The organism is Enterococcus sp. PLH-Efm8, assembly GCF_053011625.1.
In genome coordinates, this window is the sequence record NZ_CP172568.1 from 965,001 (window position 1) to 991,221 (window position 26,221).

The window sequence follows — 26,221 nt, forward strand, 5'->3', positions numbered from 1 at the left end:
CTGCCATGGCGAATGTGGCGAAGTGGTTAACGCACCGGATTGTGGCTCCGGCATTCGTGGGTTCGATTCCCATCATTCGCCCTTTTTATTCTTGGGGTATAGCCAAGCGGTAAGGCAAGGGACTTTGACTCCCTCATGCGTTGGTTCGAATCCAGCTACCCCAGTTTCTATAATTTATTCTTTATTTTGTAGATTGATAATAGTATAATGGCGGTATAGCCAAGTGGTAAGGCAGAGGTCTGCAAAACCTTCATCACCGGTTCAAATCCGGTTACCGCCTTAGTACTAATAAATCAACTTGCCGGCGTGGCGGAATTGGCAGACGCGCTGGACTCAAAATCCAGTGCCCGTTGAGGGCGTGCCGGTTCGACCCCGGCCGCCGGTATTGACTAAGATGTCTTCATCTTAGTTTTTTATTGAGAAATTAAATAACATCTTTTATGATGGCGAATGTGGCGAAGTGGTTAACGCACCGGATTGTGGCTCCGGCATTCGTGGGTTCGATTCCCATCATTCGCCCTTTATTCTTGGGGTATAGCCAAGCGGTAAGGCAAGGGACTTTGACTCCCTCATGCGTTGGTTCGAATCCAGCTACCCCAGTTATTATTTTTAAATTTGCCGGCGTGGCGGAATTGGCAGACGCGCTGGACTCAAAATCCAGTGTCCGTTGAGGACGTGCCGGTTCGACCCCGGCCGCCGGTATAATTATCAATATAGCAACTTTCTTATAGAGAGTTGCTATATTTTTTTTGTTTTTATGTAATTACCTCCAAATCAATTCGATACAAGTATTATCATAAAACGAGTAAAAAAGATATTGATAACGCTTTTATTATGTGTTAAACTATTTTTGTAAATTATGTAGGGTGCTACTATTCAATTAGGCACGACCTAAGAAAGGGTTCTTTCTTAGGTCGTTTTTTGTCTTTAAAAATTGTTTGGAGACAAAAATATGTATGAAGGAGTCTGCAAGTTGTTTTGTTTTATCATATAGTGGAGGTGAATTAACGGTGTATGTGATGAAAAAGCTGAATCATAATGCTGTATTGATCGATGACGATGGAATAGAAAAAATTGCGATGGGGAAAGGGATTGGCTTTTCTGCTAAAGTGAGTAAGCCATTTGATGTTGAGGATGCTGACAAATTATTTGTATTAGATTCTAAAGAAAAGATCAAACGATTCAGTGAGATAGTCTCGCAGATTCCAATCGAATTTATGGATTTTGCGGAAGAAGTGATTGAACTGATAACAGCTAGGATCTCCTCTCCATTAGATTCAAATATCTATATTACATTGACAGATCATATTTATTTTGCTATTCAACGAAAAAGAGAAGATAGAGATGTCACAGCAATTATGTTGCCAGAAATGAGATTCCTTTATCCAAATGAATATGATATAGCAATAGAAGTGGTCGAGCGAATCAATCATCGATATCAAACCGAGTTAGGGTCAAATGAAGTAGGATTCATCACTATGCATATCATTAATGCTGAGCTAGGAGAGCCTAATAGTTTAAAGAGCTTAAAAATAGTAGAAATGACGACCACGATTTTGTCCCATCTAGAAAAATCCTATTCAAACGTTTATGATAAAGAATCACTGACTTATCATCGCTTAATGGTTCATATCAAATTCCTGGTTAAACGCTTGATTTATCAGGAAGAAACGCCAGTAGAAAATATTGGTTTTTTTACTGAAACATTTAAACATAGCAAAGCGTATTGTACAGCACTAAAGATTAAAGATATCATCGAACAGCAATTTCAACTTGCCATTCAAGAAAATGAAATCATCTATTTGGCAATTCATCTAGCACGAATCTATTAAAATAAGGGCGTAACTATCTATAGGCGCAACCAAATGACACATAGTAAATGGACTATGATTATTTGGTTGCGCCTATTTTAGTAGAAAAAAGAAGGAGAATGAAATGGGAAAAGTGATTTTTAATTCGGATGATTTTGGCTATAGCCATGGTGTGAATTATGGGATTATGGATGCTTATCAGCGAGGAATTTTGACATCAACTACATTGATGGCAAATATGCCGGGTTTCGAGCACGCTGTGAAACTAAGAAAGGAAATGCCTAGGCTAGGTGTAGGAGTCCATTTAACATTGACGTGTGGCAAACCACTTCTCAAAACTGTCGATACTCTTATCGAAAGCGGAGAGTTCAGATCCTTATCTTATTATCAGCATCCATTTAACATTGACAAAGATCAACTGTATCAGGAATGGAATGCTCAGATTCAAAAAATTTATCATGCGGGGATCATACCAACTCATTTAGACAGTCATCATCATACTCATACTTTGGATGAAAACCAGGAGGTAGTTGTTACATTAGCAAAAAAATATGATTTGCCGGTTCGGAGCAACTTTGAACGAAAAGATGAAGTTCGTCATGTCGATTATTTTGAGCCTTGTTTCGATGTCGTAGGAGAAACTGATGAAAAAAAACGACAAATCAATACGAGTGTGGAAGAATATTTGGCAAGTTTACTCATGATATTGAGAGAAGATAAAACGATCGAAGTCATGTGTCACGCAGCGTATTTGGATCAGGAATTGTTAAATGGTTCAAGTTTTGTGTATCCTCGTACTCACCAAGTCGAATTTTTAATTCATTCAGCATTTGCTCAAAAAGTGAAAAATGATCCTTTGATTGAGTTAGTAACATATGAGGATATTTAATAGAGGAGGAATAAAAATGAATGTTAAATCAAATGTGCAGAAGCTTGGAAGAGCGATGCTACTTCCAGTTGCAGCGATGCCATTAGCGGGATTGATCATGCGTTTATCAGCTGATGATATGCTGAACATCCCAGTAATTGGTGCAGCTGGAAATGCCGTTTTTGGAAACTTGGATATCTTATTTGCTATAGGAGTTGCAATCGGTTTTGTCAAAAATAAGGACAAAGGAATACCTGCACTTACTGGTTTTTTAGCGATTGCTACCTTGAAAAAAGGCTTAGAAATCATGGACCCAGAAGTGAATATGGGGATTTTTGGTGGAATTATTTCCGGTTTAGTAGCGGCATGGACGTATAATCGCTTTAAAGAACAAAAATTACCAGTAGTTTTTTCTTATTTTGCGGGCGAAAAATTCCCATTGACTATGGTGATGATTCTACAAACAATCGCAGCTATTTTTTTGGGCTTTATCTGGCCGCTCATCCAAATTGGGATTGATAATTTTGCAAAACTGCTCGTTGATATGGGGGCATTAGGTGTGGGGATATTTATGTTTTTGAATCGTTTGCTGATCCCCTTTGGACTGCACCATGTGTTGAATACGTATATTTATTACGATTTAGGAAGCTATACATCTCCTAGCAAGGAAGTTTTCAGAGGAGAGATGACACGCTTTATCAACGGAGATCCTCAGGCTGGACTGTTTTTATCAGGTTTTTTTGTAGTAATGATGTTTGGTATACCAGCTATATGTCTAGCTATCTATAAAGCAGCTTATAAAGAAAATAAAGAGATGGTCAAAGGAATCATGGGAAGCGGTGCAGGAACTTCATTTATTGCAAATATCACTGAGCCTGTTGAATTTAGTTTCATGTTTCTTTCTCCTATGTTGTACGTGATCCATGCACTTTTTGCCGGTTTAGCAGGGATTGTCTGTTACTTATTCAATATACGAATTGGTTTTACATTCGGAGCATGTATTGTTGATTATCTCATCAATTTTCGAATCGCTACCAATGCTATTTTGATTCTTCCAATCGGAATTTTCTTTTTTGCCTTGTATTACGTTACTTTTTATTATTTGATCAATAAGAGAAACATTCAGACATTAGGACGTGAAGCTAAGGCAGAGTTTGGCAATGAAGTAACCTTAGAAGAAACAGAGTTAGGGTTAGCAAGTAAAAATTATGAATATATGGCAACAAAAATGCTACAAGCGTTTGGAGGAAAAGCCAATATCCTGGATGTCTATAGTTGTAATACACGCCTACGGGTAGAGGTAGTGGATCCCACCATGGTCGAGGAACAGCGAATCAAGCAATTAGGGATAAGCGGGATCATTAAACCAACTGAAAAAAATTATCAAATTATCATCGGCTTAGAAGTGACTTATGTTATGGCAGAATTCAATAAATTATTAGAAGAATAGAAAGGAAAAGATGATGATGAAAAAACAGATTATCACTATAGCTGGAGGCGGGAGTACGTATACACCAGGAATCGTTCAAGCCATTTTGAACAATGAAAAACGGTTGCCATTATCTGAAATACGTTTATATGATATTGATGAAGAAAGAAATATGGATATGTACTTGATTGTTAAATTTATGCTGAAAAAAAAGGTTTTTCAAATATTCGCATTCGTGCAACGGATGATCCAAAGCTTGCTTTTACAGGATGCGATTTTGTTTTCTCACAAATTCGTGTTGGAGGATTGGAGATGCGAGAAAAGGACGAAAAGATTCCACTTAAACATGGATTAGTAGGACAGGAAACGTGTGGACTCGGAGGATTTGCTTATGGGATGCGCTCAATCAAAGGTTTATTGGAAATTGTCGATCATATACAAGACTATGCCCCCAAAGCATGGATTTTGAATTATACAAATCCAGAGTCGATCGTTTCTGAAGCTGTTCGTCGTAAATATCCGAATGTAAAAATGATTAATGCCTGTGATATGACTATTTCAATTGAAGAAACGATTGCAGTGAATTACGGTTATGATCGTAAGAATTGGATCGTTACGTATTATGGTTTAAACCACTTTGGCTGGTATACATCGATTTATGATAAAGAATTGCAACGAGAAATTATGCCAGAGATTATTGAAAAACTAATAACAAAAGAAATGCAAGTCGCCGATTTTAATATAGGAGACAAAACTTGGCAAAAAACCTTTCAAATGATGTCAGTCATCACGAAAAATTTTCCAAGTAATATCCCGAATAATTACTTAGAGTATTACTTATATCCTGATATGGTCGTTGAGCATACTGACAAAGAGTATACACGTGCTAATATGGTCATGGATGGACGAGAGAAAAATACCAAAGAAATGGCTGATAAAATACGCCGCGGTATTGTGGAAGAAGTATTGAACTTTAATTTTGGGGAGCATGGACAATATATCGTCGATATAGCTATTTCCTTGTTGAATGATGATCGTCGTCGCTTTATGCTAATCGTTCCTAATCAAGGGGCGATTCCGAATCTACGGTCAGATGCAGTTGTTGAAATACCGGCATATGTTGGTGCAACTGGTGTGGAGACAATTACACTAAGAAAACCAATCAGTGATTTTCATAAAGGATTGATGGAGGCACAAGTTGCAGCAGAGAAGTTACTAGTAGATGCTTACTTTGAAGGTTCTTATCAAAAAGCTTTACAAGCATTTACATTGAATCAAACCGTACCAAATGCCAGAGTCGCAAAAAAAATACTAGATGAAATGATCAAAGTAAACAAAAAATATTGGCCAGCATTAAAGTAGAGGTGATAAAAAGTGCATTTCTTTAAAACAAGAAACATTCTAAAAGCTGTAGCTAGTGGTCAAATTATTCCATTAACAGCAGTAAAAGACGAGGTCTTTTCTTCAAAAATGATAGGAGTTGGATACGCTATAACGAATCATGATGGATATATCCATGCGCCAGTTAAAGGAATAATCGATAATATATTTCCTACCCGACATGCCATAACGATCGAAAGTGAATCTGGCAGAAAAATACTGATCCATATGGGTTTAGATACAGTTGAACTCGAAGGAAGTCCGTTTCAGATACGGGTTGAAAGTAACCAGGAGGTAAAAGAAGGGACACTGTTAGCTATTATAGATTTGAAGAAGTTGGAGCAAGCACAAAAAGATACGGTGATCATTGTAGTTTCTCCAGGCATTTTTGAAGGAAATTTATTAAAACAAAACCAAGAAGTAAAGATTAAAGATAGTTGTTTTGAATTTTAGTGTACGATGAAAAAAGTTAAATAGGGTGATATTTATGGGTGAATTTACAAAATTTTTTTGAAATGATAAGTTTCAATCACTAGATTTAATCATTTTGATTTTTGTTAATTATCGAATTTTTTTGTTGCTCCTATGATTTAGAAAACTTATTTTCAGGATTCTTAAAAATAAATTTGATTATTTAAGAGAATATATTGAAATAAAATTTCTTAATTATATAATTAGTTATGAACATTCTTTGCGTTGTCATGCAATGAATGGTTCATATTTTATTGAAAAGGAGTGGTTTTAGTGGAAAAGCTGATGAAATGGGTCGAAGAGAAACTTGTCCCACCAATGGCAAAAATTGGTACACAGCGTCATTTATTAGCAATTCGTAATGGGGTTGTTTCAACATTGTCATTGATTTTGATTGGGACATTTTTTATGGTCTTTATCAATTTACCGTTTCCTGGATGGAATGAATTTATTGCCCCTTATTCGGCAACGATTGTTTTACCTTTTAGGATGACGATGGGATTGATGGCTATTTATGCAACTTTTGTTATGGGTTCGGATCTAGCTAAATCATATGGATTAGATAGTGTGACAGGTGGTATATTATCTTTAGGAACGTTCTTTATGTTACAAGTTCCTGTAAACGTTTTAACTCCTGAAAAGGCACCTCTTGGCTGGGTCTTACCTATGAGTTCTTTGGGAGCATCTGGGATGTTTGCGGGGATCTTATCTATGATTTTTGCAGTGGAAGTATATCGTTTCTTTAAAAATCGAAATATTACTATCAAAATGCCAGAACAAGTGCCACCTGCTGTTGCCCGTAGTTTTGAGGCATTGATTCCAGGTGCAGTCATTTTAACAATTACTTGGCTGATTCGAAGCGTCGCGGGCTTTGATGTAAACGCTACCTTATTATCGTTATTCGAGCCTTTAACCAATATTTTAGGGAATAATTTGCTTGGTGTTTTACTACCAATGTTTTTGATCCATTTGTTGTGGTCATTTGGTATCCATGGCATGAGTATTGTAGGGGCTGTTGTTCGTCCAATGTGGCTGATCATGTTGGATGAGAATGCAAAGGCATTGGCAGATGGTACAGCTGCCACCCAATTACCCTATATCGCTCCTGAACAGTTTTATCAATGGACGGTAACAATTGGTGGTGCAGGAGCAACGATCGTGGTATCTGTTTTGTTTATATTCTTCTGTAAATCAAAATTCTTGAAAGAGGTTGGTCGTTTTTCTATTATTCCTGGTATCTTCAATATCAATGAGCCCATGATTTTTGGAGCTCCTATGATGTTGAATCCTTACATGTTCATCCCGTTCAACTTAGTTCCTTTAGTTTTGACTATTATCAGTTATTTTGCAGTCAAATTAGAAATGGTCAATAGATTTACTGTTTTGCCAACTTGGACATTACCAGCTCCAATCGGCGGTTATCTTTCAGCAGGAAATGACTGGCGTGTTGTTATCTTGATCATGATCAACACATTGATAGCATTTATTATCTATTATCCATTTGTAAAAGCTTATGATAAAAAGATGCTGTCAGATGAACAAAGTCGTGGAGAAAACGAAGTCCAAACTGTCTAAGTTTGGTTTTTAGAAGGTGGGAAACAATGTATTGGCTGATTTTATTTTTTGTTTTTATCTTTTTATTAACGGCTAGTCACCTTATATTGAATATGCTAGCTACATATCATATTCAAATCAATCGATGGATTTGGGCACTGGCATCATTTTTGATCGTGATTCTTCCAAAGATCATTGTACCGCATATGAATGTTTTGTTTTCATGGGGGACATATGTACTTTGTGGAATTTTTGCTATCAATTTTATGATCGAGCAGCATAGATGGTTTGTCACATCGAAGCTTTAAATGTTCTAAAAGTGGTTGTGACAGAAGTGGTTAGCTTCAAGAAATAAGAAGAAATTTACGAAAATTGCTTCTTAAATTTTTGTGAAATGTTGGCTTATTTTTCGTTTGGTTGAACTTATTACCGCAGATGCAAGCTTTTGACCACCGTTTATTCGGAATATGGGACTGTGACAAGGCTTTTGTCACAGCCCTTTTTTACATAAAGATTATTATTGTTTTAACTGTTTTGGCAGAAAGAAGGAGGCAAAAATGAAAATTTTATCAGCAATGGATTAAGAATTAGTCGATCTACTACCAAAGTGATCAAGGCAAATATAGATTTGGGAGCTTACAACCATATAGTAGGGGCTGCAGTATGGTGTATGAATGGTAATATGTATGATGAGAGTGTTTATTCAAATCATGAAACGTGTATAGAAATAATTGCGCTGGGAATAGCAATCAGTCATGGTGAACGTGACTTTTAGTTTATCGTTGCTGACGACATAGAACATTCTGACATGATCTACTCAGCATGTGGGGATTGCTGGCAGTTTATATAGGAGTATGCATCGGATTGCGAGATCATTGTCTCAACAGAAGAGGGAGGTTGATTATCAAAGATAAAGTGGTAAATCCTACATTTGATTTAGTAATTGTTGAAGGGACTAGCAGCACAAATCTCTACAAAGCGATGCTTCTAGATCTATATGACACATTTTAAGAAAATGTATTTGCCTAATTATTATGGTCTTTCTTTTGAAGAAACGTTGAGATGATCCAACCAGAGAAAGGTGTCAAAGAATTTGACTAAGAATAAATGGCAGACGCTACCTATGCTCATTTGGATTGCGTCAGATCTTTTATTTTAAGGATGATTTTGTGTTTTTTAGACACCGTAATTTAAGTAACTCTAACTTTTCAATCCACTATTTACTTTTTTTGTATTTTCACTGTCTGGGTCTCGAATAGCGAAATTACTGATGAGTCTCTATTAAAAAAGCTTTTTCTACTTGAAACTATATTGGGTGGTTGCTCAGGAAGGTTTCGATTTCTTGAATTGCTTGTTGTGGACCATTTATTGGAAAAACGGCTTGCAGCGTGCGTGCCTGCTGACGAATCTTGGGTGAAGAAACTTCGCGCAGAGCAATCTGCAGTTTTCTTTCAGTCACTGGTTTTGTGAGGGCGATTGCGTTTCCGTATTTTACACAATAGTCAATATTACAGCTTTGCTCAAATTGCATCCCCACACCGATAAACGGTTTGCCGGATTCACAGGCAGTTTGGACGGTCCCTTCCCCGCCGTGGATAAAAGAAAAATCAATGAATTCATGCAAAAGATGACTAGACAGATATTCTGTTATTAAAAGATCTTCTGAGTCAGATTGAATGTCATCAAGCAGATAGTCAATAGGTGCAATAACCGCTAGATCCGGTTGTTTTTGTAAGAAGAACAAAATTTTGCGTAACATACGCGGATTGCCTGAACTACCCATTGCGAAATAGATAATACGTTTTCTTTCTTGTTGCTTTCGCTGTATAAAAGTTAGCACTTCTTCAGGCAAGGAAGTACTGAGCTTAGCAAAAATTGGACCAACGATTCGATAATTTTCCGGCAGCTGTTCTTCTTCCAAAAATAGTTTAGGCGTTGTGATGAGATTTAGATCAGCATCCATCATTTGTAAACTTGTTTTTGGTAAAGGAAGCATTTCTTTTTGTGCAGCGTGTTTGAAGGCATTGGGGATCCATCGGGTATTTACTATACGCTTTTTTGTCCAGTGCCAAAGGGGATTGCTTAAAGGGCCGAAGAAACGTAACTCGTGGGGCATCAGCGCATGCTCTGATTGAAAAAAAGGTTCACTCAAAGCATAGGGTTTAACATATACTAAAGGAATCTTTTTATTGCGGGCCGATAAAAAAATTGTCACATTCGAACCTGTCACAATCAGTCGAGGCTCAAACTTAGCAATCAGACTCTGTTCACTAGTGATACGAGAGGCAACCATTTCTTTGGTAAAAGGGTTTTTAAGTGTACGCAACTGGTCAAATTTTATGATTTGTTCTTCTTGTTTTTTCGTAAGGATCGGCGCTAGTAAATGATACTCAAAGCCACTTTCTGTGATCAAAGGAGCAAAAGTTTTAGAAAAGCCAAAGAATACACAGTAATAACGGTCTTTCATAGCTTTGGCAACCTCAATCATTCGTGTTGTCTCAGCTAAATTGAATACTGCAGGAGCAAAAAGAATTGTCTTCATGAAATCCTCCTTATTGGAATGAGTCTATCCCTTCGTTTCTTACTAGTATACTAAAAAACACAGCGTTCGAGTAGCCTATGTATATTTTGAATATTAAACTGTCTCTCGCTGTTTTCACAACTTCTAAATTTAAATTTTGTAATCAAGTTGAAACTCCAATTTTCAAAAAAACACGCAACAATTTTTTGATCGATTTATATGTTGTGCCAGATAAATACGAGAAGTTGTGTCATTAAAAATAAACATGAGAACATAAAAAATAAAATAATTATATTAATTGATAGGTGTGCTGTCGTCATTATACACACGTAAGAAAGAAATAGTTATGTTTAAAAATATTCTTAGACTTTCTCGCCATGACAATTTTCACTATGTGTTATAACTGTAAACGATAATTATTCAGATAACACAAAAAGAAATCAAGGAGCAGATACGCCAGTTGTTTAATTTGAATATTATTTTAAAATTAAAATTTTTATTCTGTTCTAAACATTTTTGGTTGTTTAGAACTTTTTTTTGTGTATGATATAAAGGAGAAATAATTTTTTAAAGGGAAGGAAATTGTTTTGATTAAAGTAGATGGAGCATTACTAAAAGAATACCGAAAGAAAAAGGGGTTAACACAAGTACAATTAGCAGAAGGCATTTGTGAACAAGCAACTGTCAGCAATATCGAAAACAAGAATATGTCGCCAGGCATCAATATCTTAAGTGCGCTTTGCAAAAAGCTGAATGTCGAGATCTCCGATATATTAGTAGAAACAGAAGAAGACAAAATCAGGAAAAAAATAAATGAGATTCAATCATTGAATTCTGTATCAAAATACCAAGAATCTTATAAAATTTTACAAACGATCGATCAGGAAAAAGTAAGTAATTCTGATCTTTTAAATCAAATTTTATTTTATCAAGGACTGCTTGATCATCTTTATGCGAAAAAACCAGATGCAGCATTATTTTATTTTAATCAAGTGTTGGAACAAACGACCGAAACAGATATCCATCACTTACAAGCAGCTGCAAACGTGGCAATGATCTACTTGTCAAAAGGAGAATTAGATTTTGCGAAAGTTTATGTGGAGCGTACACTTAAAATATTGAGTGAGACTGATTTTGATAATCTGATGGTCTGCATTGTATATTATGATATCGCCACCTATTACCGTAAAATCGAGGATTATGATAAAGCAATCCAATTATGTGAGAAGGGTATTGAGTATAATAAGAAACATAAATCGACTTATGCATTGGAATACTTGCTTTATGAAATTGCTTCTTGCCATAAGCAATTAGGAGAAGATGATTATTTAGAAAGATATATGGACGCAAAAAAAATAGCGCGTTTCAACGGAAATGATTACGCGGTAAAGGTGATTGAAAACGACCTGAAATAAAGTGGTTGTGAAATCAGTGTTCTGATTTGAATACCGTTTATTCGAAAAAAGGAGGTGTGACTTTTGTCATACCTCCTTTTTTCGATATTGTTTGATTCCTATTTAGGCAACATATAACGGTTATAAAAGAAGCAATAGATTATGATGGTATCGATTGGATGGACACATCTTGGGATTCCTTTATCAATTTGAGCGTAGCGTGTTTTTCATTTATCGATAAATTTGTTATTCATTTTTTTGATAATCCTATTTACATATTTACGTCCTGGTTCTTAAAATGAATCTACTTGAATGGTTTTTATCCCCGTATTTCTGATCTCCTCTAATACTTTTTCAGAACAAAATTTATCAGTGATCAAATAATCAAAGACTGAAATATCAGCAATCTTGAACTTTGATGTCAGTCCGATTTTTCGATGATCAGCGACTAAAATCTTACATTTGATTGTCTTGTTGACCATCATTTCGTTGATCGTTGATTCATTTAATATCTTTGTTGTGACCCCATGTACTACATCGACTCCGCTACAGCCAATGATACAAATGTCTGCATTGACTGAAGAAATCGTATTTAATGCGATGTCGCCCACTAGTGCTTCTTTTGGAAAGCGCATCTCTCCACCAGTTAAAATATAACTACAATTATCTTTGTGCGGAGAGTAATTGATTTTCACGTTGTTTGTAATGACTGTCAAATGGTTAGATTGAAGAAAATCCAGTGTTTTCAACGCAGTCGAGCTAGAATTGATAAACAGCGTATCATAATCGTTAATGTATTTACTAGCTTCTCTGGCAATCGCTTGTTTAATCCTTTCAGGACCAGATTGATCAAAATCAGTCTGGTTTTTGTAATTATAAGAACAATAACCGTAATTGCGTATGATCTCGTTTTTTTCTTCTAATAAATTTAAATCTCTTCGTATCGTACTAATAGATACATCAAGGGATTCAGCTAATTCGAAAGTTGATAGTTGTTCAGTCTGCTGAAGCAGTTCCAAAATTTCTTTTTGACGTTTTTCAATATTGACAAGTGAGTTTTTCATGACTTTTGCCTCCTGAGGGACATCTTGATCCATGGATTTATTTGACTAGTTGTTCATTTAAACATTCATATCTGTCTTTATTATACTGAAACAATCATTGATTACTGAAAGAAAATCATATAAAAAACAAACGGTCATATAAAAGGGTTTCCATGGATGCTGATACACATTAATATTTACTTGTAAGTTGGAACAACGATATGGGGGGAGCAAGCAAATGAGTAAAACTGTCAATGAAGTAACAAAAGAAAAGTGGTTAGTAGAAACATTTCCTGAGTGGGGCACATACTTGAATGAAGAAATCGAAACAGAAGTAGTGGATCCTGGAACTTTTGCTATGTGGTGGCTGGGCTGTACGGGAATTTGGCTGAAAAGTCATGAAGGAACGAATATTTTATGTGATCTATGGTGTGGGACGGGAAAACGTAGTCATGGGAATGGCATGATGAAAAAAGGCCATCAGATGATGCGTATGAGTGGCGTTCAAAATATGCAGCCTAATTTACGTACTCAGCCTTTCGTAATCGATCCTTTTGCGATAAAAAATGTAGACGCTTTAATCGTTACACATATCCATTCCGATCATCTAGATATCCATACAGCCGCAGCAGTTCATCAAAATTGTCCTGAAGCAACATTCATTGGGCCAAAAGAAGTGGTTCGCACGTGGCAAAAATGGGGAATTCCTGAAGAAAAAACGATTACAGTAAAGCCAGGTGATGCAGTCAAAATCAAAGACATCAATGTAGTAGCTTTAGAAGCGTTTGATCGGACAGCGTTGGTCACTTGTGAAGATCCAGAAGAGGTATTAAAAGGAAAAATGCCTCAGGAGATGGATCAAATTGCAGTAAACTATTTATTCGAAACATCAGGAGGGAATCTTTATCATGCAGGAGATTCACATTACTCCAATTTATTTGCCAAACATGGTAATGAACACAAAATCGATGTCTGTTTAGGGGCCTATGGTGAAAACCCACGAGGGATAACAGACAAAGTTACTTCTGTTGATATGCTGCGCATGGCGGAGTCATTGAATGCAAAAGTAGTGATTCCTGTCCACTACGATATTTGGTCTAATTTTATGGCTGATTCAAAAGAGATCACTGAAATTTGGAAATTCAAAAAGGATCGCCTGAAGTATGGATTTAAACCTTATATCTGGCAAGTAGGCGGGAAATTCATCTATCCGACAAACAAAGATGATCTTGAGTTTAATTTTTATCGAGGATTTGAAGATGTCTTCTCGATTGAAAATGATACACCGTTTCCGTCGTTTTTATAAGAAAGAAGGGGAGTTTCTTGCTGAAATACTTTTTTGACCATCAATTGATTCATTACCCAGATAAAGAAATCACGGATTGGCGTGAAGCTATCGCCGAAAGCTGTCTTGTATTGATCGATAAGGAAATTATTGATGAAACGTATGTGGAGGAGATCATCCATTGTGTAGAAAAATACGGTCCTTATATTGTGATCGCACCTCAAGTAGCAATGCCGCATTCTTCAGAAAAAAGTGATGGTGTTTTTGGAACAGCTATTTCATTTACCAAGTTGAAACAGCCAATCCGTTTTGAAAGTGAAGGGGAGGATGAGGAGAAAACGGCTAGTTTGTTTTTTACACTTGCAGCAAAAGATCCAGAAGAACATCTAGAAAATATCCAAAAATTATCCGAATTATTAATGACAGATGGATTGGTTGAGCGTCTCATCTCTACGAACTCCATCGATGATTACCAAGTTGTGATGGCAGAATATAATTAATTGATAGAGGAGAAAAAAGATGGGGGAATTTTTGTTAAGCATTTGGACGTATTTTGCAACAAATATCTTGACGCAGCCAGCATACCTGATTGGTTTTATCGTGTTATTAGGCTATATTTTGCTGAAACGCCCGCTTCATGAATGCATCGCTGGATTCTTAAAGGCAACGGTCGGTTACTTTATTTTGACTGTTGGCTCTGGTGGTTTGGTCAATAATTTTCGGCCGATTTTGGTTGGACTAAAGGAACGGTTCAATTTGGATGCCATGGTTACAGATCCTTATTTTGGACAAAATGCTGTGGATGCTGGATTAATGGAGACATTTGGCCGTACCTTTGGAGATGTGATGATTTTATTACTGATTGCATTTGTTTTAAATATCTTATTAGTCCGTTTTCAGAAATATACGAAACTGCGTTCCGTTTTCACTACCGGAAACGTTCAGGTTCAACAAGCAGCTACCGCTTTTTGGATTTTACTGTTTTGCTTTCCTGATCTAGGTAGGATACAAGTATTGATTTTTATGGGACTGATTTTAGGTTGTTATTGGGCAGTAGCTTCTAACTTAACAGTAGGAATCACGCAGGAATTGACAGAAGGTGCCGGATTTGCAGTGGCACATCAGCAAATGTTCGGAATCTTTATATTTGCAAAATTAGCTGAGTGGATGAAAAAGCGGGATGAAAAGAAAAATAGATCAATCAAGCAAGACAAAAAAATCGAAGATATCAAATTACCAGGATTCTTGTCGATTTTCAATGAGAATATGGTTGCTACTTCGTTACTCATGCTATTTTTCTTTGGGATCATTCTGATTGTACTAGGCAAAGATTATTTGATTCAAGCGCAATTCATGCAAGAAGGACAGAGTTTCTTATTCTACATTATGACGACTTCTTTAAATTTTGCGGTATATCTGGCGATCTTGCAATTAGGTGTTCGGACATTCGTCGATGAACTAACTCAATCTTTCCAAGGAATCTCAAACACAATTTTACCAGGAGCTGTTCCAGGAATTGACGTAGCTGCTACTTTTGGCTTTGGTTCGCCAAATGCGGTAACGATTGGGTTCTTGTTTGGTGCTTTGGGACAGTTTTTGATGATTGGTTTACTGATTTTATTGAAATCACCAACGATCGTCATAGCCGGTTTCATTCCGTTGTTCTTTGATAATGCCGTTATAGCAGTTTATGCCAATAACCGAGGTGGATTCAAAGCCGCTTGCCTGTTCCCGTTTCTTTCAGGAATCATACAAGTAGGCGGTTCAGCATTATTCGCTACATGGATTGGGATGTCAACATATGGTGGTTATATCGGGATGTTCGACTGGGCAACAGCTTGGCCATTGTTTACAGTAATCATGAAAGTCCTAGGTTATGCTGGAATTGCCGTAGTTGTCATTGGTTTATTGGCTATTCCGCAGTTACAATATCGGAAAAATCCTGAGGGTTATTTTTTGATTGTAGAAGACTATGACACATATGCAGAAAAGCAGAGAGTATAAAAGAAAATCTGATTAGACAACACTCATAATGGAGGGATTAAGATGAGAATTTTAGTATCGTGTGCAAATGGATCAGGAACAAGCTTGATGATGATGAGAAGTGTGGAAAAAGCAATGAAAGAACTAAACGTACCAATTACCAAAATCCATCATTGTGCCATTTCAGAGGGAAAAAGTTCAGCTGGCCAATACGATGTAGTTTTTACGCCAGTCAATTTTTTGAATATGTTTACTCAGGCAGAGAAAAAAGAAGTTACAGTTATCGGTATCAAAAATGTGATGTCAGCCAAAGAAATCAGTGAAAAATTTGCTGAAACAAAGTGGTACCAAAAAAACAAGTAAAGGAAGGAACTAAGATGAGCAGGCCGAATTTGCAAATTGCGTTAGATCACAATGACTTAGAACATGCATTAGGAGATGTTATGAAAGTTGGTGATGTAGTAGATATTATTGAAGTGGGCACAATTCTTTGCTTACAGGAAGGACAAAAAGCGATTCGCTGTATTCGCAGTATGTTCCCAGATAAAAAACTAGTCGCTGATACGAAATGTGCAGACGCTGGAGGAACAGTGGCGAGTAATGTTGCAAAAGCAGGAGCAGACTGGATGACAGTCATTTGTTGTGCAACGATTCCAACTATGGAGGCAGCACAAAAAGAAATAGGTGAATTGCAAGTAGAACTCTACGGCAATTGGACTTTTGAACAAGCCATGGATTGGCATAACATCGGTATCCGGCAGGTAATCTACCATCAAAGCCGTGATGCGCTGTTATCTGGTGAAACTTGGGGTGAAAAAGATTTATCGAAGATCAAAAAACTGATTGAACTAGGCTTTAATGTTTCTGTAACTGGTGGATTAAATCCACACACATTACACTTATTTGAAGGGATCGATGTGTATACCTTTATCACTGGTCGTGGTATTACAGCAGCAAATGATCCGATGAAGGCCGCACAAAACTTCAAAGATGAGATCATTCGTATCTGGGGGTAAGGAAATGGCTCAAATTGGGATTTATGAAAAAGCATTACCCAAAGATATTTCATGGAAAGAACGTTTTTCCCTTGTAAAAGAAATGGACTTCGATTTTATCGAGATGTCGATTGATGAGACGGATGAGCGGTTAGCACGATTAGATTGGTCTGAAGAAAAGATAGCTGAGCTGAGAGAAGAGATGTTCAGCTCCGGTGTACGTATCCATTCGATTTGTTTAAGTGCGCATCGGCGATTTCCGTTTGGTTCTGCTGATCCAGAAAAGAAAAAAGCAGCGAAACAACTAATGAAAAAAGCAATCCATTTGGCGCATAATCTAAGCGTCAAAGTAATCCAAATAGCTGGATACGATGTTTATTATGAAGAGAAATCAATGAATTCCAGAGAAGACTTTATCGAAGGAATAAAAGAAAGCGTAAAGGAAGCTTCTAAATATGGCATCATTCTTTCCGTGGAAATCATGGATGATCCATTTATGAACTCCATTTCAAAATTTTTAGAAATCAAAGAACAGATTCATTCCCCTTTTCTACAAGTATATCCAGACCTAGGCAATTTGTCCGCATGGCCGGAAAATAATCCGGCTCGAGAACTTGAGAAAGGGATCGATTATATCACTGCTATCCACTTAAAAGATACTTACCCTGTAACAAAAGAATATTCAGGCCAGTTTCGTGATGTTCCTTTTGGTAGCGGTTGTGTTGATTTTCTTGGATTATTAAGACATTTGAAACGTCTAGATTATGATGGAACATTTCTGATTGAAATGTGGAGTGAAAAAAGCCAAGACTTTCGAAGAGAAATCCAGCAGGCAAAAGACTACTTAAGTTCTAAATTGAAGGAGGCTGGCTATGATGTCTTGTGAAGAAAAAATTGCAGCAATGAAGCAACGTGTCCTTGAAGCAAATCTGGCATTGCCGCGATACGGATTAGTCAAATTGACTTGGGGCAATGTGAGTGAAGTGGACCGTGAGCTAGGAGTCATCGTCATTAAGCCAAGCGGTGTCAGATATGAATGCATGCAAGCAGATCAAATGGTGGTAACAGATTTGTCGGGAAATATAATAGAAGAAGATAGCTTAAAACCATCTTCAGATCTCCCCACACATGTTGTTTTGTATCAAACTTTTGAAGATATAACTGCTATTACTCATACTCATTCCACGCACTCCGTCATGTGGGCGCAAGCAGGACGCGATTTGCCAGCTTATGGCACGACTCATGCTGATGCTTTTTATGGTAAGGTTCCTTGTACACGCCAATTAACGAAAGAAGAAGTAAGAGAAGCTTACGAAGTTCATACAGGGAATGTGATTGTCGAGACGTTTAAGGAAAGAAAATTAGATCCAAACGAAGTCCCTGGAGTACTTGTCTATGGACATGGACCGTTCACATGGGGGGATTCACCTATGAAAGCAGTAGAAAACAGTTTGATCTTAGATGAAATTTGTCTGATGGCCAAAGAAAACGAGCTGATCAACCCCAATATATGTGAAATCCCGCAATATTTACTAGATAAACATTATTTTCGCAAACATGGAAAGTATGCATACTACGGGCAATAGAGATGCTAGGGTAAGGGTAGAAAATTAAAAGATAACACTTGATAGAGAGAAACAGAGGTTGTGAAGAAAATTTATCACAACCTTTTTATTTATCAAAAAGGATGCATTCTAAAAGGAAAGAGAGATTTTAAGGAATCGAGAGAATCTTTACAGGAGAGTTATATGTGATAGATTAAATAGTCAAAGAACTGTATTATTAGAGGGAGAATTGTATAAGAAAGGAAGAAAAAAATGAATATTGATTCCCTTATGATCGATGAGATTTCTGAATTATATAAGAGCGTTGGTTGGACGAATTACACAAAAGACACTGCAAGGTTAGCTAGAGCATTTGAACAATCTGAATCTCTGATAAAGCGTAATGGGGAAGGGAAGATTATCGGAATCGTTCGTTGGATCACTGATTTTGCGACGATCGCATTTATTCAAGATATCCTCATTCATCCGAGGTATCAGCGCCAAGGAATAGGCAAAGTGCTTTTGAATGAAGCTTTGGAGAAGATCACTAGTTATGGACCAGTCCAAATCGAATTATTGACAGATGATACTGAGAAAACAAAAAAATTTTATGAATCAGTAGGATTTGTTCAAGTAAAGGAAATGGGTGGTATTTCTTATGTCATAGATACTAGAAGAAAAAAGGTGCTTTTTGGTAATGACAAATAACATATAATAACGTACAAAAGAAAAAATTCTAGCTTAGTTCTTTAGAAAAACAAGAGGATAGACTTAGTATCACTCAATCTATCCTCCAATGCTCAGCTATTTTATTTTTTTACTCACCTCTTTATCAAATACAATTTTTTGCAAATTCGAACTAATATAAAAAATGAACACATGATTTTTTTTTAAAGCAAATGCTATGCGATAATTTTTTTTATTAATTTTGACTTTCATCTCGTATATTCCTTTTGCCGAACGAGTACGCACTGGCTTTATACGAAAAAAATTATGCTCCAAATACTCTGTCACTTTGTGGGAAATTGCTTCTTTATACATGAAATGTTCTTCTTGTGGAAATTGCTTAAGTAGTTCACTGTCAAATTCAACAGTATAATCCATGTTTTATTTCCTTTCTATACTGATACATTATAAAAATAAACAATTTTATAAGTCTCTATATTTCATGATGAATGACAAGTATATTTGATTCATCTTGATATAGCTCTACGAGATCTCCAATTCCAGGATACATATTGAAATAATCATATGGTATACAAACATTTATTTTTTTTCAATTGTCAACACTGCGTCTTCTTCTTCTAATTCTATAATCTTAGCAATTTGTACGTCGCTTTTCATGTGTGATCTTCCTTTCTATACATTGGATTTACTTTTCGATGATATCTACAACAGCTTTGCCACAAGTCAGTTCTTTTTCTAGCTCGTTCTTTATTTTTATGGCACATGGTTTGGAAAAAGGAGCAGCTTCTTTCCATGAACCAAGTAAAGGATATTCGTTACTGATACCTTTCACATATTGTTTGTTTTTGACGCCTTTTGTTTTTACTTCTACATAATACATTTGATCCTCTTCTTTCTTGCTGTTTTTAGTTAATATTCAAATATATGTAAGTGAAAATGATTATGTATCTATATCTTTATGATAAATAAAAAGAATCAATTTGAAAGTTTTAGTCAAGTCCAGACTCCTGTGTAAAATGCTATACAATGTTTTTACCATTTCTACTTATCAAAATTGATGTATTTTCTTGAAGAATAAATCCATTCATCATGTAGGTCCATAAGAACGGCTCCAATTAAGCGATTGGCTGATGTTTGATTGGGGAAGATGCGAATAATCTTTTCTCTTCTGCGTACTTCTTGATTCAGTCGTTCAATTAGATTGGTACTCTTTAGTCGATTGTGGGAATTTCCTTGTACGGTATATTGAAAGGCGTCTTCGAATCCATCATCCAATGATGCGCAAGCTTTTGAATATTTTGGTTGATCGATATAATCATGAATCAATCGATTTTTAGCCTCACGCGCTAAGTTAATATCTGTGAACTTAAAAATTCCTTTAACAGCTTCTCTGAAAGATTTTGAATTTTTTTTAGGAATGGTGGTAAAGATATTTCTTAGGAAGTGAACTTGGCATCTTTGCCAACTTACGTTGGTGAAGGATTTTCTAATGGCAGAGACTAATCCTTTGTGCGCATCAGAAATAACGAGTTCCGTACCTTGTAAACCGCGTTCTTTTAGGTATTCAAAAAATGTTGTCCAGGTCTCTTCGCTTTCGCCACTTTGAATCATGAAGCCGATAATTTCACGGTCGCCATCTTTGGTTATTCCAATCGCTATATGACAGCTTTTTGAGAGTACTCGATTTTCTTCTCGTACTTTTATATAGAGTACATCGGTCATTAAGTAAGGATAATTTTTTTCTGATAATAAACGATTCTGCCACTCGTTAACCATAGGTTCTAGCTGTTCTGTTAAGCTAGAAACGAAGGACTTAGAGACGGATTTACCACAAAGTTCTTCCACAATTTTTGATACTTTACGAGTTGAAACGCCTGATACATACATTTCCAACATTGAAGCCATGAGGGCTTTTTCGTTTCGTTGATAACGTTCAAACACTGTGGGTGAAAAATGGCCATCACGTGTTCTGGGTACTTTTAATTCTAGCGTGCCTACACGTGTCGTAAAGCTGCGCTCATAATAGCCATTTCGTTGACTTTGTCGGTTTTCTGTTCGTTCATATTCTTTTGCTTGAATATATTCTGTTCGTTGATTTTCCATTAGTTGATTAAATACCGTTGTTAAAATATTTTTAGAAACGTCATCCTTTACAGAATATTCAATAATGCTTTGAATCTCTTCGCTTTTCAGTGTAAAATGTACTTGGGTCATGTAAAAGTCCTCCTGGGTATGTTTTTGTCGTTAAAAACATTGTACCGTAAAAGGACTGTTATATGGCCTTTTTACTTTTACACAATTATACGGACTTTATCAAAGTTTTTTTCACTCGATATAACTAATTTGAATAATATACGCCGATTGTAAAATTAAGCTAGACAACTAAAAAAGTCATTTGTGCTACACTCAAAATAGTTCCGTCCAAAGAATTATAAGGAGTGAGTACAAATGACCTATACCCATCTTACAACGGATGAACTTGTAATGATAGAGTCTTATTTCAAAATAAATCAATCTGTTGCGAAAACTGCGCATTTCTTGAATCGTTCAAGACAAACGATCCATAAAGTATACCTGTTCTTCAAGCAAGGAAAATCAGCCTTAGAGTACTATCAACAGTATAAGAAAAACAAATCAAACTGTGGTAGACGCCCGCTTGTTTTACCTGAGGAACAATCAGAATATATTCAAAGAAAGGTTGTTCAAGGATGGACACCCGATGTGATTGTTGGTCGTGCAGCGTTTCCTATTCGTTGTTCTGCTCGTACCATTTATCGTATGTTCAAAAAGGGGCTATTTAATCCTTCTGACTTACCGATGAAAGGCAAGCGTAAACCAAATGGACATCAAGAAAGACGTGGAAAACAAGCTTTCCGTCGCTCTATTCATGAACGTGAAAAAGATTATAGCCAATTCTCAAATGAGTTTGGTCACCTTGAAGGTGACACTATCGTAGGTTTGAAACATAAAAGTGCTGTAATTACCTTAGTTGAGCGATTATCAAAAGTTATCATCACATTGAAACCGTGTGGTAGACAAGCGATTGATATTGAAAACAAATTAAATCATTGGTTTGAATCTGTACCGAAAAATCTATTCAAATCCATCACTTTTGATTGTGGAAAGGAATTTTCAAATTGGAAACAGATCAGTAATGCCAATGATATTGCCATTTATTTCGCTGATCCAGGAACGCCGTCTCAAAGAGGCCTAAACGAGAATTCTAACGGATTGTTACGTAGAGATGGTTTATTGAAATCTATGGATTTCAATTCAGTAGATGAATCTTTTATTCAATCTGTCGCATCGAAACGAAATAATATTCCTAGAAAATCACTGAATTATCGAACACCTTTGGAAGTATTTTTGAGTTACGTAAGTATTGATGATTTGTCTAACTTAATTTGACAATTAAGAATATATAATAAAAGGCTATTGTTCTTAAAATATAAATAGTATATAAAGAGATTGAAGGTAATGCTCGAATGAACATTACCTTCAATCTTAATGATGCTTATAACTAACGTAATAAAAACCTGAAACAAAAATAGCTCCGCCGATGATATTTCCAATATAAACGGGGATAAAATTCGAGAGAAATTCTAACCAAGTCGCTTGACCTTCAAATATGGCAGCAGGTATCACAAAACAGTTGGCCACACTATGCTGGAAACCGATTGCCACAAAAATCATGACTGGAAACCAAATCGTTAGTACTTTGCCGGCCGCATCTTTTGCTCCATATGATAACCATAACGCTAAACCGACAAACCAATTACAACCTATTCCGGAGCCTAATGCTTGCCACCAAGAAACAGCGATTTTATGATCAGCAATATGAATCACTTGGTCGAGATAGACACCTGAATGAGTTAAACCAACAAAGTGTCCAAAGAAATAGGCAACGAAAATTGCACCAATAATATTTGCAAAAGTAATCACTGACCAATTCTTAACCAGCTGTGAGAATGTGACTTTTTTATCCATAAAGGCAATCGCCACAGCCATCATATTTCCGGTGATCAATTCACCACCGCCAAGAAGGATGACCAGCAGGCCGATAGGAAAAACCGAGGCACCAACTAAACTAGTCAAGCTAGCCATAGATTCTGGGATAGAAGCAGAGACTCGTACGTATGCCAAATAACCTAGAGAAATCATGGCTCCTCCGATAAAACCTAAAATCAGTTTAGCTAAGATAGGTTTATGTATTTTTTTTGTTCCAAGATGAATACTGAGTTCCATAATTTCTTCTGGTGTGTGCATAATACTTCGATTCCTACTTTCTTAATGAATTTTCATGTGATAAAATATAGTGAAAAAAATCACATTTTCTTTGTTGATTATATCATCTTATTATTTATATGTGCATATTATTGTAAAATTTTCTATTTAATCACATTTGATTCTAAAAAAGAAACAAAAATAAAAGTCATGTATATGGTGGTCAAAAAGTAAATAATATCAGTTATCAAATTTCCTGTAAATTTTCTTGAAACTACAGCATATTATTACTTCAAAACAATCTACATTTTTTATAAAAAAGGAAATGAATAACTGAAAAAATTATTATAGGAGAGAAAAAATGTCAAAATCTAAAAAAAATATCACCATAATTGGTTTAGGCTTAACCGTATATTTATTTACAGAATTTGTTTATAGACATGTGAATTTATTTGCAGAACCTTTATTTGTATTATACGAATCAAATTCCTCAATCGTCAGTGAACTTGCTAATTTAATGATAGCATTGCTGTTTACTCCCGCGTTGAGAGTCATAACTATTTTGGTCTGTTTAGTGCTATTGTTTTTTGTTAATAAAAAGAAATAACGTAGTATTTCAAAAGACAAAGAAGTGGGATGATGATTGCTATAGTATGTTATACGTGGTGCTAGGTAAGTGAGAATAAACAAAAAAGGAAACACGCAATAAAGTTTATTTCAAAACTTTATTGCGTGTTTCTTTTTTAGATTTTTTATATCTGTTGCTTTAGTAGTTACCAATAGTTTTCGCTTAATCAATCAAAACGATTTTTTGTTTATTGTATTCTTTACGAACCTTTTCAGGAATTTCTTCTGAAATAAGATAGGTAAGGTCTTCAATTGGACCGACGATATGATTACTGATGGTGCCGAATTTATCATTAGTTATCATCCCAAGTACTTCAGTAGAAATACGTATCATCTCACGTTTAATGTCGGATTCTTGCATAGTTGGCACGCTCGTTCCAACATCTAGATCTATGTTATAAATACCCATAATATAAAGGTCGGCTCGAATGTTTTGTAGTTGCTTATAAGCTTGTACCCCAATATTGATCATAGATTGTTTATAAAAAGTACCGCCAATATTGATAATTTCCAAATTAGGATGCTGTGCTAATGCTATGGCAATCGGCGGGCTATTGGTAATGATTGTTGCACGAAAATCTTGTGGGATTTCTTTTGCTAAAGCCAAGTTAGTTGTACTTCCATCAATGATGATGACAGATTCTTCTTTTAAAAAAGGGAGGGCTTTATGAGCTAATGCAGTTTTTTGTTCGCTAGCTACAGTTTCTCGGTAGTTAAAATTGGTAATTGGCGGACCAACACGTAAAGCGCCGCTGTGTACTCTTTTTAAGAGACCTTGGCTATCCAAATCTTTCAAATCTCGTCGAATCGTGTCTTCGGATACATTGAAACGTTGACTTAAATCACTAGCGATAACTTTTTGTTCTGCGTTTAATAAATCTAGAATTTTTTGATGACGTTCTAATTTCAACATGTTGCGTGCTCCTTCTTATTTATTCTTGTTTATCATGTCATTTATGCGTTTTTATGTCAATAATTTCCGTTTTTAATACACTAAAAAGGCATAAACAAGCAAAAACAAAATATTTTTATGCAGTTTTATGTTGACTAGTATTTGTTAAGCGGTTACAATGAGGGGGTAATTAAAGGAGGGAATGTATGGAGAAAAAAATTATTTTGTCGCCTTCACTTATGTGTGGGGATCTAGCAAATTTGGAAGGAAGCATCCAAGAACTAGAAAGTATTGGGATGGATTCCTTGCATATTGACGTGATTGACGGTTCTTTTAGTCCCAGTATGCCTTTAGGGATCGAAACAATCAAAAGAATTAGAGAAATCACTTCAATGAATTTTGATGTACACATCATGGCTAAGGATAACGATAACGAATTTTTTATTGGAGAAATGTTGAAAATTGGCGTAGAGAGCATTACTTTTCATTATGAAACAAGCCTCCATATTGATCGATATATCCAGCTCATCAAGAATTCTGGAACAAAAGTAGGGATAGCTTTGAATCCAGCAACTCCGTTAAATGTATTACAATATATTTTACCCGAGATTGATAGGATTTGTTTGATGCTGATTAATCCAGGTTTTGCAACAAACAAGTCAGAAAAACAAGTTTCTTACGCGCTAAAAAAAATTACAGATCTTTGCCAGTTAGTAAATGAGAAAGAGTTAGCAGTAGATATCCAAGTGGATGGACGGGTATCGTTAGAAACGATCCCGGGATTATTAGATGCAGGCGCAACAAATCTGGTATTAGGAAGTACAAGTTTGTTTCTTAAAGGAAATACATTAGCAGAAAATCAAAAACTACTTTATCAAGCGATGAAGCAATCAGTTAGGAAAAATCAATAGATGTAGTGGTCCTGAATAATAGAAATGGAGGGGAAATAGTTGAGTTATAAGGCGGCGAAACAAAATATTGTAAGAGAAATTACTGAAACATTAGACCGTATTTCTTCAAAAGATGTGGAACAATTGATAAAGAAAATTGAAAAAGCGGAACGAGTTTTTTTCGTGGGGGTTGGCAGAGTACTGTTAGCGCTAGAAGGAATGGCAAAACGCTTAGGGCATCTAGGAATTCAGACAGTAGTCGTAGGACAAATCACTGAACCGGCAATTACAGATAAAGATTTATTGATTGTTGGTTCTGGTAGTGGGGAAAGTGCTTTCCCACTAACTATTGCAAAAAAAGCAAAGGAATTTGGGTCCCAAGTTGCCCATATAGGATCAAACCCAGACAGCACAATGAAAGAATATTCAGATCTTTTTATTCGTATACCCGTACAAACAAAATTAGCGTTACCAGAGGAAATTTCTTCTATACAGCCAATGACTAGCCTGTTTGAACAAAGTGTTCTTTTGTTAGGAGATAGTATTGCTTTAGTGATGATAGAAGAAAAAGCAATTGATATGTCAAAGTTGTGGCAATACCATGCTAACTTAGAGTAGGTGAA

Annotated in this window: 26 protein-coding genes, 8 tRNA genes and 1 pseudogene (1 of these 35 running past the window's edge); 28 read left to right on the top strand and 7 right to left on the bottom strand. The window is 36.0% G+C overall.

Features of this window, described 5'->3' with window-relative positions:
* From ACIFUW_RS04825 to ACIFUW_RS04895, 15 genes and pseudogenes are all read left to right on the top strand, one after another.
* Nucleotides 1-6 (top strand) — tRNA-Trp (locus ACIFUW_RS04825); it begins 68 nt to the left of the window's first position.
* A gap of 2 nt (nt 7-8) precedes the next feature.
* Nucleotides 9-81 (top strand) — tRNA-His (locus ACIFUW_RS04830).
* Between the two features lie 11 nt (nt 82-92).
* A tRNA-Gln gene (locus ACIFUW_RS04835) sits at nt 93-164 on the top strand.
* Between the two features lie 45 nt (nt 165-209).
* Nucleotides 210-280 (top strand) — tRNA-Cys (locus tag ACIFUW_RS04840).
* 20 nt (nt 281-300) lie between these two features.
* A tRNA-Leu gene (locus ACIFUW_RS04845) sits at nt 301-385 on the top strand.
* Nucleotides 386-446: 61 nt separating this feature from the next.
* Nucleotides 447-519, top strand: a tRNA-His gene (locus ACIFUW_RS04850).
* A 9-nt stretch (nt 520-528) separates the two neighbouring features.
* Nucleotides 529-600, top strand: a tRNA-Gln gene (locus ACIFUW_RS04855).
* A 17-nt stretch (nt 601-617) separates the two neighbouring features.
* A tRNA-Leu gene (locus tag ACIFUW_RS04860) sits at nt 618-702 on the top strand.
* 254 nt (nt 703-956) lie between these two features.
* Nucleotides 957-1,832 (top strand): PRD domain-containing protein, encoded by an 876-nt coding sequence (locus tag ACIFUW_RS04865; RefSeq protein WP_002317647.1) that lies wholly within the window; start codon nt 957-959, stop codon nt 1,830-1,832.
* A gap of 103 nt (nt 1,833-1,935) precedes the next feature.
* Entirely contained in the window at nt 1,936-2,700 is a 765-nt protein-coding gene (locus ACIFUW_RS04870; protein WP_002288811.1) for a carbohydrate deacetylase, read from the top strand.
* Entirely contained in the window at nt 2,687-4,129 is a 1,443-nt protein-coding gene (locus ACIFUW_RS04875; protein WP_074400104.1) for a PTS transporter subunit EIIC, read from the top strand. Before ACIFUW_RS04870 ends, ACIFUW_RS04875 begins: the two co-directional genes overlap by 14 nt.
* A 13-nt stretch (nt 4,130-4,142) precedes the next feature.
* Nucleotides 4,143-5,470: pseudogene (locus ACIFUW_RS04880) on the top strand (family 4 glycosyl hydrolase).
* Nucleotides 5,471-5,482: 12 nt separating this feature from the next.
* Nucleotides 5,483-5,941 (top strand): PTS glucose transporter subunit IIA, encoded by a 459-nt coding sequence (locus ACIFUW_RS04885; RefSeq protein ID WP_002288815.1) that lies wholly within the window; start codon nt 5,483-5,485, stop codon nt 5,939-5,941.
* A 291-nt stretch (nt 5,942-6,232) separates the two neighbouring features.
* Entirely contained in the window at nt 6,233-7,534 is a 1,302-nt protein-coding gene (locus ACIFUW_RS04890) for a PTS sugar transporter subunit IIC (protein ID WP_045136022.1), read from the top strand.
* Between the two features lie 26 nt (nt 7,535-7,560).
* Nucleotides 7,561-7,821 (top strand): diacylglycerol kinase, encoded by a 261-nt coding sequence (locus ACIFUW_RS04895; protein ID WP_002295336.1) that lies wholly within the window; start codon nt 7,561-7,563, stop codon nt 7,819-7,821.
* 998 nt (nt 7,822-8,819) lie between these two features.
* On the opposite strand, the gene ACIFUW_RS04900 is transcribed toward ACIFUW_RS04895, so the two are convergent.
* Nucleotides 8,820-10,055, bottom strand: coding sequence for a glycosyltransferase (locus ACIFUW_RS04900; protein ID WP_002288819.1), 1,236 nt, complete (start codon nt 10,053-10,055; stop codon nt 8,820-8,822).
* 566 nt (nt 10,056-10,621) lie between these two features.
* On the opposite strand from ACIFUW_RS04900, the gene ACIFUW_RS04905 reads away from it, so the two are divergent.
* Nucleotides 10,622-11,449 carry a helix-turn-helix domain-containing protein gene (locus ACIFUW_RS04905; protein ID WP_002288821.1) on the top strand — a complete coding sequence of 276 codons (828 nt, stop codon included), beginning with the start codon at nt 10,622-10,624 and terminating at the stop codon, nt 11,447-11,449.
* Nucleotides 11,450-11,721: 272 nt separating this feature from the next.
* Here ACIFUW_RS04905 and ACIFUW_RS04910 read toward each other — a convergent pair whose 3' ends face one another.
* Nucleotides 11,722-12,492 (bottom strand): DeoR/GlpR family DNA-binding transcription regulator, encoded by a 771-nt coding sequence (locus ACIFUW_RS04910; protein ID WP_002288823.1) that lies wholly within the window; start codon nt 12,490-12,492, stop codon nt 11,722-11,724.
* Nucleotides 12,493-12,709: 217 nt separating this feature from the next.
* On the opposite strand from ACIFUW_RS04910, the gene ulaG reads away from it, so the two are divergent.
* The 8 genes from ulaG (at nt 12,710) to ACIFUW_RS04950 (ending at nt 18,986) form a co-directional block, all read left to right on the top strand.
* Nucleotides 12,710-13,777: an L-ascorbate 6-phosphate lactonase gene (gene ulaG / locus ACIFUW_RS04915; protein ID WP_045136021.1), complete on the top strand. Its 1,068-nt coding sequence runs from the start codon at nt 12,710-12,712 to the stop codon at nt 13,775-13,777.
* Between the two features lie 17 nt (nt 13,778-13,794).
* The gene (locus ACIFUW_RS04920; RefSeq protein ID WP_010728432.1) at nt 13,795-14,256 is read left to right on the top strand and encodes a PTS sugar transporter subunit IIA; all 462 of its coding nucleotides are present in this window, start codon (nt 13,795-13,797) and stop codon (nt 14,254-14,256) included.
* Between the two features lie 19 nt (nt 14,257-14,275).
* Entirely contained in the window at nt 14,276-15,760 is a 1,485-nt protein-coding gene (locus ACIFUW_RS04925; protein WP_002324626.1) for a PTS ascorbate transporter subunit IIC, read from the top strand.
* A gap of 42 nt (nt 15,761-15,802) precedes the next feature.
* The gene (locus ACIFUW_RS04930) at nt 15,803-16,102 is read left to right on the top strand and encodes a PTS sugar transporter subunit IIB (protein ID WP_045136020.1); all 300 of its coding nucleotides are present in this window, start codon (nt 15,803-15,805) and stop codon (nt 16,100-16,102) included.
* A gap of 14 nt (nt 16,103-16,116) precedes the next feature.
* Nucleotides 16,117-16,755: a 3-keto-L-gulonate-6-phosphate decarboxylase UlaD gene (locus tag ACIFUW_RS04935; RefSeq protein ID WP_002288832.1), complete on the top strand. Its 639-nt coding sequence runs from the start codon at nt 16,117-16,119 to the stop codon at nt 16,753-16,755.
* Nucleotides 16,756-16,759: 4 nt separating this feature from the next.
* Nucleotides 16,760-17,620 carry an L-ribulose-5-phosphate 3-epimerase gene (locus ACIFUW_RS04940; protein ID WP_002289048.1) on the top strand — a complete coding sequence of 287 codons (861 nt, stop codon included), beginning with the start codon at nt 16,760-16,762 and terminating at the stop codon, nt 17,618-17,620.
* A complete protein-coding gene (locus ACIFUW_RS04945) occupies nt 17,610-18,320 on the top strand; it encodes an L-ribulose-5-phosphate 4-epimerase (RefSeq protein WP_002295327.1) in 711 nt (236 codons plus the stop codon). Before ACIFUW_RS04940 ends, ACIFUW_RS04945 begins: the two co-directional genes overlap by 11 nt.
* A gap of 231 nt (nt 18,321-18,551) precedes the next feature.
* Nucleotides 18,552-18,986 (top strand): GNAT family N-acetyltransferase, encoded by a 435-nt coding sequence (locus ACIFUW_RS04950; RefSeq protein WP_002289050.1) that lies wholly within the window; start codon nt 18,552-18,554, stop codon nt 18,984-18,986.
* A gap of 96 nt (nt 18,987-19,082) precedes the next feature.
* Here ACIFUW_RS04950 and ACIFUW_RS04955 read toward each other — a convergent pair whose 3' ends face one another.
* The 3 genes from ACIFUW_RS04955 to ACIFUW_RS04965 all read right to left on the bottom strand — a co-directional run bounded on the left by ACIFUW_RS04955 (nt 19,083) and on the right by ACIFUW_RS04965 (nt 21,179).
* The gene (locus ACIFUW_RS04955; protein ID WP_002289065.1) at nt 19,083-19,382 is read right to left on the bottom strand and encodes a hypothetical protein; all 300 of its coding nucleotides are present in this window, start codon (nt 19,380-19,382) and stop codon (nt 19,083-19,085) included.
* A 268-nt stretch (nt 19,383-19,650) separates the two neighbouring features.
* Nucleotides 19,651-19,845: a hypothetical protein gene (locus ACIFUW_RS04960; RefSeq protein WP_002289063.1), complete on the bottom strand. Its 195-nt coding sequence runs from the start codon at nt 19,843-19,845 to the stop codon at nt 19,651-19,653.
* A gap of 161 nt (nt 19,846-20,006) precedes the next feature.
* Nucleotides 20,007-21,179 carry an IS256-like element IS256 family transposase gene (locus ACIFUW_RS04965; RefSeq protein ID WP_000195429.1) on the bottom strand — a complete coding sequence of 391 codons (1,173 nt, stop codon included), beginning with the start codon at nt 21,177-21,179 and terminating at the stop codon, nt 20,007-20,009.
* Nucleotides 21,180-21,413: 234 nt separating this feature from the next.
* On the opposite strand from ACIFUW_RS04965, the gene ACIFUW_RS04970 reads away from it, so the two are divergent.
* Complete coding sequence (locus ACIFUW_RS04970; protein WP_002287225.1) at nt 21,414-22,373, top strand: IS30 family transposase; 960 nt, start codon at nt 21,414-21,416, stop codon at nt 22,371-22,373.
* 96 nt (nt 22,374-22,469) lie between these two features.
* Here the strand turns inward: ACIFUW_RS04970 and ACIFUW_RS04975 are convergent, their stop codons facing one another.
* Nucleotides 22,470-23,231: a formate/nitrite transporter family protein gene (locus ACIFUW_RS04975; protein ID WP_002295324.1), complete on the bottom strand. Its 762-nt coding sequence runs from the start codon at nt 23,229-23,231 to the stop codon at nt 22,470-22,472.
* A 319-nt stretch (nt 23,232-23,550) separates the two neighbouring features.
* Here ACIFUW_RS04975 and ACIFUW_RS04980 point away from each other — a divergent pair, with 319 nt between their 5' ends.
* A complete protein-coding gene (locus ACIFUW_RS04980) occupies nt 23,551-23,796 on the top strand; it encodes a hypothetical protein (protein WP_002307018.1) in 246 nt (81 codons plus the stop codon).
* Between the two features lie 183 nt (nt 23,797-23,979).
* Here ACIFUW_RS04980 and ACIFUW_RS04985 read toward each other — a convergent pair whose 3' ends face one another.
* Nucleotides 23,980-24,729 carry a DeoR/GlpR family DNA-binding transcription regulator gene (locus ACIFUW_RS04985; protein WP_002307017.1) on the bottom strand — a complete coding sequence of 250 codons (750 nt, stop codon included), beginning with the start codon at nt 24,727-24,729 and terminating at the stop codon, nt 23,980-23,982.
* Nucleotides 24,730-24,914: 185 nt separating this feature from the next.
* On the opposite strand from ACIFUW_RS04985, the gene ACIFUW_RS04990 reads away from it, so the two are divergent.
* A complete protein-coding gene (locus tag ACIFUW_RS04990) occupies nt 24,915-25,619 on the top strand; it encodes a ribulose-phosphate 3-epimerase (protein WP_044383301.1) in 705 nt (234 codons plus the stop codon).
* A gap of 39 nt (nt 25,620-25,658) precedes the next feature.
* Nucleotides 25,659-26,216 (top strand): 6-phospho-3-hexuloisomerase, encoded by a 558-nt coding sequence (gene hxlB / locus ACIFUW_RS04995; RefSeq protein ID WP_002307014.1) that lies wholly within the window; start codon nt 25,659-25,661, stop codon nt 26,214-26,216.
* The last annotated feature ends 5 nt before the right edge of the window (nt 26,217-26,221 follow it).